Raw genomic sequence first — 8,880 nt, 5'->3', positions numbered from 1 at the left:
AGATTTTTTCTCTCCGTAATTTCCCTCTGTGACAGTTAGGGGTGCGGAATGTGGGTTATACAGGACGTGGTGGTTTACCTCCCTCTCCCAACAACACACTCAACAGCGATGCAGTTTGGGAAGATTGGCGACTCACTACTGTGCCAAGGCGAAGAGAGGAACAAAGAGAGAGGAGGAACTCGCAGTCCCCTCTAGAGATAACCGGGCTTCGGGGAGAGAATAATTCCTCACGCCCTACCCAAATTGTGGAAGCACAGGGGTGGATAATTAATCAGAATGGGGAAGTGATTCTTACAGCTTACGCTCCCACAGCAACACCTCACAAAGTAGGGAGTTCACCATTGGGATGTCAGCCGCCAATTGCCAAATGATGGACACGGGGCAATTGGCAATGGTGATTGCCCAGTTATGAACAAACCTCTCACAGCCTTTACCTCTAGGTGACGAGTGAGGAAAATCCAAAAATTATGCACCCATATCTCAGTCACCTTGGTAGATGCATTTACCGTATTTACTGATCTTCACATAGTTTGGTTTTTTCGTGCCCACCTACTTACACAACATAATCAAAATTTTGTCAATGCGTAAGTTCTATAAATTAGCCCTTTCAAGGTGTGTTAATGTGTATCCATTTAGGGCGTAAGTGACGCAACTGGGGAACGGTAGGCTCGATTGGTCGTCTGAAGTCATAGATGCGCTGTTGATAGCTGTGATTTGAACCATAATTTGGCCAAACTGTCACGTTATGCTTCAAAATTGTTTAAGACAATATATGGTTCAAATCTATAAATGGAGTTTAAAAACCTCAGAATTTAAGTACAGCAAGCAATGCGGCTTTTGTGGTTCATAGGGGCGCACTTTGCGAACAGAGCAATAAAAACTGAGTAGAGATGCGATCGCTTTATCACTCAATTTTTGGCTAAACATATTTTTGAATCACAGGATTGTCCTTTTGAACCATATTTTGACCGAAATTTGGAAATTTTAGGTCAAATTCATGTATCGAGATCTGGGTTTTTGCAAAATGCGAAAATAAAACTTTAGGTCATATTATGGTTCACATTTAAAACACACGGTCACGATTTGATTCATAGCATGAATTGATTGATTGGCTCAAAAGCTTGATATTCCGTTACCCTTTGGTCAAGTTATGGTTCAAAAATTGGTCAAGCTATGGTTCAAATCACAGTTTCCAAGATTTTTTAAACCTTTTTTCAAAAGCATACCCCGATGCCCTGAATTTGGTACAAATGGACAATGGCAGTTTTCACAAATCTTTGGATTTAAAATGGCCCGATAATATCATTCCAATTTTTTAGCCTGCCAACTGTCCTGAGCTTAACCCCATTGAACGTTTATGGGAAGACATTAAGTACGAACTGTCCTGGGAACACTGCACAAATTTACATGAGTTGCGGCAGAAGCTAAAACATGTTCTTGATTCCATTTCTCCGGAAGCGTTAGCGAAGCTCCTCTGAAGGAGGCTCACTTCAATTTGTGGATGGAATTACATCACCTCCGCTTTATTAAGTGCAACTTCATAGAGAATTGGTATAAGACAGTTAAGACAGTTAAGACAGTTAAGCAGATATTTAAATGGACAGTTAAGACAGTTAAGACAGTTAAGCAGATATTTAAATGGACAGTTAAGACAGTTAAGACAGTTAAGCAGATATTTAAATGGACAGTTAAGACAGTTAAGACAGTTAAGCAGATATTTAAATGGACAGTTAAGACAGTTAAGACAGTTAAGCAGATATTTAAAAGAATTAAAACAATGAATAAAGAATAGTTACAAACTATAACTTATTTGTAGCTAAGGCGTATTTGCAAACTTACAACTATAAACTATAGTATGATACCTATAATAATGTGCTTTTCATATTGTGTAGCTACACAACCCAACTACTTAAGTCCGTTGAGTAGACGTTTTACAAGATCAGGGAGCAATGTATACTTGGTTGTGGTTCAAGAATTTACCTATCAATGACTGGGATTTGTACTAACAACTAAAGCAGATAGGTGTAATTGTTGTACCTAGTACCGCAGGGCAGAAGTCAAAAGCGAAGGTAATAAGTCAAAAGACTTATACCGTTACTCTTTTGCTGGTTTGTAATGGTGAAGCAGCGCTGCCGGAGGGTTTCCAACGACAGTTACCTACAGCGGGAGACACGCCTTCAGTACTGTCTCCTGCGCAGGCGACTGCTGTTCGCCGTCAGGCGTGCCGTGCCTCCTCCGGAGGAGCTGCGCTAACGGCGATAGCCGTAGCCGTACCCACTGGGCATACCCGAAGGGTAGCTTTATTTCCGCCGTCATGTACTAGTCAAAGCGAAGTTATAGTCACTATTCAACCGCACGAACAATCAAAAACATTAACTCACGAGGAATCGCAAGAAACCATGATTACAACAGCGAATCCCAAATATAAAATACTTGCCATTAATGGAGGCGGTATTCGAGGCATTATCCCAGCACTGATGCTTGCAGAAATTGAAAAGCGGACACAAAAGCCAATTTTTAGTTTGTTTGATTTAATTGCTGGTACTTCAAGCGGAGGAATTCTTGCACTCGGATCAACTAAACCCCGATTAACTTCAGAGCTATCTGAGAACTTGTCAGTCGCCCAATACAGTGCTGAAGAACTCGTGCAAATATTTCTTGAATATGGATGTGAGATATTTTACGAACCATTCGATAAACTATGTAATCTTTTATCAAATTAAATACTATAGCAGAATCCAGAAGTCAGAGGTAAAACAATTTTTATATCTGGTTGTGAGTATTATATTTTGTAGTTTACAAGAACTGCAAACTCCTGTATTACTCTTAAGAAGAGAGCGGAACAATCGAAACCCTTCCCATCAAAATGACTGAACAAAAACGCTATTTTACAGCAAACGAAGTGTTGGAGCTATGGAACAATGGAGTTTTTAAGTAAACGGTCTTATCGGATCGTCGCTATTCCTGGGGAAGGAATTGGTCCAGAAGTTGTGGAAGCTTCCTTAAAAATTCTGCAACACGTTGCTAAAGTTGAAGGATTTAGTTTGCAAGTAGACTATGGTTGGCTTGGTGCAGCAGCCTTGGAGCAATTTGGTACTTACTTCCCTCAAGCCACCGCCCAACTATGTGATGGATCTGATGGAATTGTATTTGGTGCGACAAATTTTGGGGGACTGCTAGAACTGCGAAAGCACTTCGACTTTTTTTGCAATCTTCGTCCGATCCGTATTGTTAACAGTCTGCTGCATAAATCTAGCCTGCGACCAGAGAAAGTTGAAGGACTCGATATCCTCATCGTTCGAGAACTAGTCAGCGGGATTTATTTTGGTCCTGCTGGACGGTCAAGGGATGATAACGGAGCTTATGGTTACCATACCATGCGCTATTATGATGAGGAGATTCGGCGAATTGCTCGCAAAGCCTTACAGCAAGCTCAACAGCGACGAGGATTACTCACTGTAGCCCACAAAGAAAACGCCTTACCTCACTTGCCCTGGACTCATGTAGTGCAAGAAGAAGCCACACAGTTTCCAGGTGTTATCGTCGAGCCAATGCTGGTGGATAATTTAGCCATGCAAATGGTTCTGAATCCCCAAAGATTTGATGTGATTTTGGCGGGCAATATGTTTGGAGATATTCTTAGTGATATTGGCGGTGCCTTAGTTGGCTCCATCGGCTTATTAGGATCAGCTAGTCTGAACGCTAATGGATTTGGGCTATACGAAGCGATTCACGGTACAGCCCCAGACATTGCCGGCAAAGGAATTGCTAATCCCCTTGGAACCCTTGGGGCTTGTATTTTAATGCTTCAGCAATGGGGGGAAACGCGATCTGCCCAACGGATTATTGCAGCGCAAGACCGAATTTTAGCCAAAGGATATCGGACAGCTGATTTGTCTCCTCAAGGGGCAGAAACTTTTGTCAACACTGAAATCCTAGTTGAGCTTTTGCTGGAAGAACTTTCCACTGTGCAACATTCTGAATTAGGAGTACTTCATGAGTCATGCAAATAAGGTTTTGCACTTAGGAGATGATATCAATACCGATGATATTATTCCCGCCAATCGAGCAACGACAGATGATCCTGATTATTTCAAACAGTATGCTTTAGAGCATCTGATTGGAGTCGGGGAGCTATTAAAATACAATGTGATTGAAGCTGGAGAAAATTTCGGGTGTGGTTCGAGTCGAGAAATTGCCCCGATTGCCCTCAAAGCCGCTGGAATTGAGAAGATCCGGGCGCGATCGTTCGCCGAAATTTTTTATCGTAATAGCATTAATATTGGATTGTCCTTAGAAATTCTGGGAGAAAAACAGCAGAATCCAGTAATTGATGCGATCGCAGCAGCAGGTGGGCTGATACCTTTTAATCAGATGCGTCGTCAGGGAAAAATTACCATTCCTCCCAGCCTGACTCCTCCACGATCCATGACTTTAGTCGAAAAACTCTTGGCTAAAGCCTCCGGCAATCCCTATGTCCAGCCAGGAGAAGTGGTTTTTGCCCAAGTCGATTTAGCCTTATCCCATGATGCTGTGGCTGCGCCAGTAGCCAAGACATTTTATAAACATTATGGAGAAGGGGCAAAGTTGTGGGATTCGCAAAGGGTGGTTTTGGTAGCAGATCACTTTATTCAAGTCAATGACATCCGTCCTGACAAAAAAGCCTATCTCATGTATGAACAGATGGTTCAGTTTGCTCATAACCAAGGATGCCACTTATTTGATATGGTTTCTCCAGGCGAAGCAGCAGGCATTTGCCATGTTTTACTACCAGAAAAAGGGTTTGTCCGACCAGGAATGGTGATTGCTGGTACAGATTCCCATACTTGCACATATGGGGCATTAGGAGCCTTTTCCACGGGAGTAGGAACCACAGATATGGCTAATATTTATGCCCTAGGGGATATGTGGATTCGTGTTCCCCAAACCTTAGTATTCGAGTTGTCTGGAACTCTACCTCCCCAAATCAGTGCCAAAGATATTATCCTGTTTATTCTGGGGCAAATCGGCTGTGCAGGCGCTACCAGTAAGGTCATGGAGTTTAGAGGACCAATTCTTGCACAACTGCCCTTTGATGAACGGTTGACTCTAGCCAATATGGCAGTTGAGTGTGGCGCTATGTGTGGTTTGATTGTTCCTGATGAGACGACCCGGAATTATGTGAAAAGCCGTAGCTCACATGAATTTGAAGAAATTATTGCCGATTCTGATGCTGAGTATGAAAGAGTGTATCAATTTGACCTCAGTCATTTAGAACCGCAAGTCGCCCGCCCCCCGAAACCGGACATGGTAGTACCTATTAGTCAGTTAGAGGACATTCCGATTACCAAAGCTTTTATTGGCTCTTGTACCGGGGGCAAACTCTACGATCTAGCTCAGGCTGCGGAAGTTTTGCAGGGTCGCCAACTAGCAGACGGAGTAAACTTGTTTATTGTACCTGCTTCCGTGGAGATTCGTGAAAAAGCTGAAGCATTAGGCTATCTTGAGATTTTTGAACAAGCAGGCGCACAGATTCTCAAGTCAGGTTGTGGGGCTTGTATCAATTCTGGACTTGGGGTTTTAGCAAAAGAAGAAACGGGGGTTTATGCAACCAATCGCAATTTTAAAGGACGCAGTGGCGATCCCACGGGCAAAAATTATTTGGCTTCCCCAAGAACGGTGGCGATCTCAGCTGTGAAAGGGAAAATCAGTCACAATCTTGATTAAGACTAAGCTATCAGATCGGGGCAAATAGAGAAAAATTTATAAAAATTTAACCCCATCTGAGCGTGAGTGACTTTTATTTAGTTTAGTCTAGGTTTTGAAATAGGTTTCTTTGTTGACAAAGACTTTAGTCTTTTTTTTACCAAAACATAAGGATTTGAGGTAATTCCAATGGACGAAATCGTTAAAAAACTTGCCGGTCTGGGTCTTCCTGGCGTAATTCTCGTGGTTCTAACAGCTACAGCAGGAGGTAGTTCTGCTGCTGTAGCTGCCGCCCTCACAGCGTGGGGAGGTCCGTTTGGGATCGTAGGAGGTATAGCCCTGCTTGGTCTGATAGGAGTTGTAACAGATGCTATAGCTGGATATGGACTTGAAGCCATTCTTAAGGCCATCTATACAGAACGTAGCAAAACCGAAGCCGTGAGATTTCTCCTTAAAGAAATTCAAGATTTACCCATTTCAGACGAGTTAAAACTTAAACTGAAAAATCACCTTAGCCCACCAGCCCATACTTATGAAGTACCTCAGGAACCAAAGACAGTTGAAATTGTCGATGAATAATTTCACTGTTAAATTCGGTGATCTTCCAGATCGAAAAGACTAACTCCTAACAAACACATTTGAAAACCCTTATAGAGCAGGGCTTTTAGCCAAACAAGAATGCAAGTGTTTGTTTTATTTGTTGCGAGGGGGTTTAATACTTTTGATTTCTTACCTTATGGTTTTGACTTCCCCCTCGTGGGGCGCTCACATCTTGCACCAAGAAGAGATGATGTATTTTTAATACTCAGTGCTCAGCCTGAAGTCTTTGTTTTACTGAGAAAAGCCAATAAAAGTGATGTAACTTTATTGCGCTGCTGTTGACTAAACCTAGGCTTATACAGATAGGTGCATTCCGGTGAGCCTAGAACTTGCGGCTTAAAAACCCGCAAGTAACATATGAAAGAAACAGATTCTTCAGTTTTTACAAAAGCTTTGCTGTACAAGCGTTCTAGAATGTGTTTCTTAAGAGCTAAACTATTATCAAGTCAGGGCAAATAGAGAAAGTTTGTAAAATTTTAACCCGTTCTGAGCGTGAGTGACTTTTATCTAGCTTAGTCTAGATTTTGAAATAGGTTTCCTTATTTACAAAGATTCCAGTTTCGTACCCTTAGTCATGTTTTAACCAAAAGGTAAGGATTAGAGGTAATTCCAATGGACGAAATCGTTAAAAAAGTTGCCAGTCTGGGTTTTCCTGGCGTAATTCTCATAATTTTAACAGCCACATCAGGAGGCAGTTCTGCTGCTGTTGCTGCTGCCCTCACAGCATGGGGAGGACCATTTGGCATCGTAGGAGGTATCGCCCTGCTTGGTCTGGCAACAGTTTTAGGGGATAAGATAGGCGAATATGGAATTGAAGCCATTCTTAAGGGCATCTATGCAGAACGTAGCAAAACTGAATCCGTCGGATTTCTCCTCAAAGAAATTCAAGATTTACCCATTTCAGAGGAGCTAAAAGTCAAACTGAAAAATCAACTTAGTCGAGAAACCACCAATACTTATACTAAACTATTTGACGCACCAAGGACAGTTGAAATTGTCGATGAATAATTTTACTGTTAAATTCGCTGACATTCTAGTGTGAGTCAAAATGGTTTTCCCATGCCCTTATACCCCTAATCCTTTAATCCTTAATTTGAAAAATATCTAGCTCATGTTTAAACAATGTATTCATCAGTTCTTTGAAGCCCAAGTTGCGCGAACTCCGCAAGCAATAGCTGTGGTATTTGGGCAGAAGCAACTGACATACGAGGAATTAAATATTCAAGCTAACCAACTTGCTGATCATTTGCGCTCCTTGGGGATAGGGGCAGAGGTACTGGTCGGAATTTGCGTGGATCGCTCTCTAGAGATGATAGTGGGTTATGCTCTACCGCTACACGGGACAAGAAGACCTTTGTGTGGGTTCTGGAGTCGCTAATCGACGTTGGCGGGAGACAGAAGGGTTAATTGGGATGATTGTCAATAATATTGTTCTCCGGACAGATGTTTCCGGAAACCCCACCTTTCGAGAACTTCTGGCTCAAGTGCGTCAAGTAACTCTAGAAGGTTATGCTAATGAAGACTTACCCTTTGATAAGGTCGTAGAGGCACTTAAACCAGAGAGAAATCTTAGCTATAATCCTCTGTTTCAGGTGATGCTCAGCTTCCATGATGCGCTGTTACCTGAATTGCGTTTACCAGGGTTGACCATTAAACAGCATGAGACGGTTAGCAATAAATCAGCTAAATTCGATCTTGATATTGTTGTTATTCCCCGTTCTGAACAACGAGTAGGGCGTCATTCTGGGACGGAAGCCCAAGGAATCGAAACAGAGGGCATAACTGTTGTTTGGGAATATAACAGCGACCTCTTTGATGCCGCCACCATCAAACGGATGATGGAACAGTATCAAACATTGGTAGAAGGAATTGTGGCTAACCCTGATCAACAAATTTCCCAATACCCCTTACTAACGCCAGAACAGCAGCATCAATTATTGGTTGACTGGAATGAGACGAAAACAGCTTATCCTGAAGGGAAATGCATTCATCAGTAAAATTAGTTAAAGAACAACTGCATCGCCTACCTAAACACGGGATTGGTTATGGTATCTTGCGATATTTACATCCAAATCCGGCAGTTCAAAATCAATTACAGAATTTACCTCAAGTAGAAGTTAGTTTCAATTATTTAGGTCAATTTGACCAAGTTCTGTCTGCCTCTGCGATGTTCGGAGCCGTTAAAGAATGGAAATCAGAACAGAGTAGGCGCGGAAATCGCAGCCATCTGTTGGCAGTGAGCGGATTAATTCACTCAGGAAAATTAGAAATGGAGTTTGCTTATAGTGATAAAATTCACAAACGAGTTACCATTGAAAGGTTGAGTATTGGATTTATGGAAGCATTAAGAACTTTGATGAATCACTGTCAGTCAAAAGAGTCCCAAGGCTATACGCCTTATGGCTTTGCTGCTGCAAAACTCAATCAACAACAGCTTGACAAATTCCTAGGTAAAATTAACAGGAAAAAACCACGGTTTAGGTAAATTAGTAGTATATTTGGATGAAACAATTGCAAATCTCAAATCTCAAATCTCAAATTATTTAGCCTACTGCTTTATCCCAAACATGAAATATTGACGTCCTTGTAATTAAG

At 41.9% G+C, this 8,880-nt stretch carries 9 protein-coding genes and 2 pseudogenes; all 11 read left to right on the top strand.

Features of this window, described 5'->3' with window-relative positions; translation table 11 throughout:
• Window positions 1-50: 50 nt before the first annotated feature.
• The 11 genes and pseudogenes from AACT52_RS31310 to AACT52_RS31265 all read left to right on the top strand — a co-directional run bounded on the left by AACT52_RS31310 (window position 51) and on the right by AACT52_RS31265 (window position 8,770).
• Window positions 51-371, top strand: coding sequence for a hypothetical protein (locus AACT52_RS31310; protein ID WP_073634545.1), 321 nt, complete (start codon window positions 51-53; stop codon window positions 369-371).
• 1,731 nt (window positions 372-2,102) lie between these two features.
• Entirely contained in the window at window positions 2,103-2,723 is a 621-nt protein-coding gene (locus AACT52_RS31305) for a patatin-like phospholipase family protein (RefSeq protein ID WP_233154119.1), read from the top strand.
• A gap of 198 nt (window positions 2,724-2,921) precedes the next feature.
• Window positions 2,922-4,013, top strand: coding sequence for an isocitrate/isopropylmalate dehydrogenase family protein (locus AACT52_RS31300; RefSeq protein WP_073634542.1), 1,092 nt, complete (start codon window positions 2,922-2,924; stop codon window positions 4,011-4,013).
• Window positions 4,014-4,152: 139 nt separating this feature from the next.
• A pseudogene (locus tag AACT52_RS41585) lies at window positions 4,153-4,296 on the top strand (3-isopropylmalate dehydratase); the annotation flags it as partial.
• 78 nt (window positions 4,297-4,374) lie between these two features.
• Window positions 4,375-5,706 carry a 3-isopropylmalate dehydratase large subunit gene (locus AACT52_RS31295; protein ID WP_443216678.1) on the top strand — a complete coding sequence of 444 codons (1,332 nt, stop codon included), beginning with the start codon at window positions 4,375-4,377 and terminating at the stop codon, window positions 5,704-5,706.
• A 168-nt stretch (window positions 5,707-5,874) separates the two neighbouring features.
• Entirely contained in the window at window positions 5,875-6,264 is a 390-nt protein-coding gene (locus AACT52_RS31290; RefSeq protein WP_073634540.1) for a hypothetical protein, read from the top strand.
• A gap of 99 nt (window positions 6,265-6,363) precedes the next feature.
• Window positions 6,364-6,567 (top strand): hypothetical protein, encoded by a 204-nt coding sequence (locus AACT52_RS31285; protein WP_073634539.1) that lies wholly within the window; start codon window positions 6,364-6,366, stop codon window positions 6,565-6,567.
• A gap of 330 nt (window positions 6,568-6,897) precedes the next feature.
• Window positions 6,898-7,293, top strand: coding sequence for a hypothetical protein (locus tag AACT52_RS31280; RefSeq protein WP_073634538.1), 396 nt, complete (start codon window positions 6,898-6,900; stop codon window positions 7,291-7,293).
• A gap of 118 nt (window positions 7,294-7,411) precedes the next feature.
• Window positions 7,412-7,606: pseudogene (locus tag AACT52_RS31275) on the top strand (AMP-binding protein); the annotation flags it as partial.
• A 1-nt stretch (window position 7,607) separates the two neighbouring features.
• Window positions 7,608-8,282 carry a condensation domain-containing protein gene (locus AACT52_RS31270; protein ID WP_073634536.1) on the top strand — a complete coding sequence of 225 codons (675 nt, stop codon included), beginning with the start codon at window positions 7,608-7,610 and terminating at the stop codon, window positions 8,280-8,282.
• Window positions 8,267-8,770 carry a condensation domain-containing protein gene (locus AACT52_RS31265; RefSeq protein WP_073634535.1) on the top strand — a complete coding sequence of 168 codons (504 nt, stop codon included), beginning with the start codon at window positions 8,267-8,269 and terminating at the stop codon, window positions 8,768-8,770. Before AACT52_RS31270 ends, AACT52_RS31265 begins: the two co-directional genes overlap by 16 nt.
• The last annotated feature ends 110 nt before the right edge of the window (window positions 8,771-8,880 follow it).

It is taken from the genome of Scytonema sp. HK-05 (assembly GCF_963872035.1).
In the GTDB taxonomy this organism is placed as follows: Bacteria; Cyanobacteriota; Cyanobacteriia; order Cyanobacteriales; family Nostocaceae; genus Kalymmatonema.
Note: the sequence above shows the minus strand (reverse complement) of the source record. Positions and strands in the feature narration are given on the sequence as shown.

What these genes read in the sequence shown, in the direction of transcription:
- AACT52_RS31300 (WP_073634542.1), top strand. Translation starts at nt 2,922, where the DNA reads ATGGAGTTTTTAAGTAAACGGTCTTATCGGATCGTCGCTATTCCTGGG.
- AACT52_RS31265 (WP_073634535.1), top strand. Translation starts at nt 8,267, where the DNA reads ATGCATTCATCAGTAAAATTAGTTAAAGAACAACTGCATCGCCTACCT.
- AACT52_RS31285 (WP_073634539.1), top strand. Translation starts at nt 6,364, where the DNA reads ATGCAAGTGTTTGTTTTATTTGTTGCGAGGGGGTTTAATACTTTTGAT.
- AACT52_RS31280 (WP_073634538.1), top strand. Translation starts at nt 6,898, where the DNA reads ATGGACGAAATCGTTAAAAAAGTTGCCAGTCTGGGTTTTCCTGGCGTA.
- AACT52_RS31295 (WP_443216678.1), top strand. Translation starts at nt 4,375, where the DNA reads ATGCGTCGTCAGGGAAAAATTACCATTCCTCCCAGCCTGACTCCTCCA.
- AACT52_RS31290 (WP_073634540.1), top strand. Translation starts at nt 5,875, where the DNA reads ATGGACGAAATCGTTAAAAAACTTGCCGGTCTGGGTCTTCCTGGCGTA.
- AACT52_RS31270 (WP_073634536.1), top strand. Translation starts at nt 7,608, where the DNA reads ATGCTCTACCGCTACACGGGACAAGAAGACCTTTGTGTGGGTTCTGGA.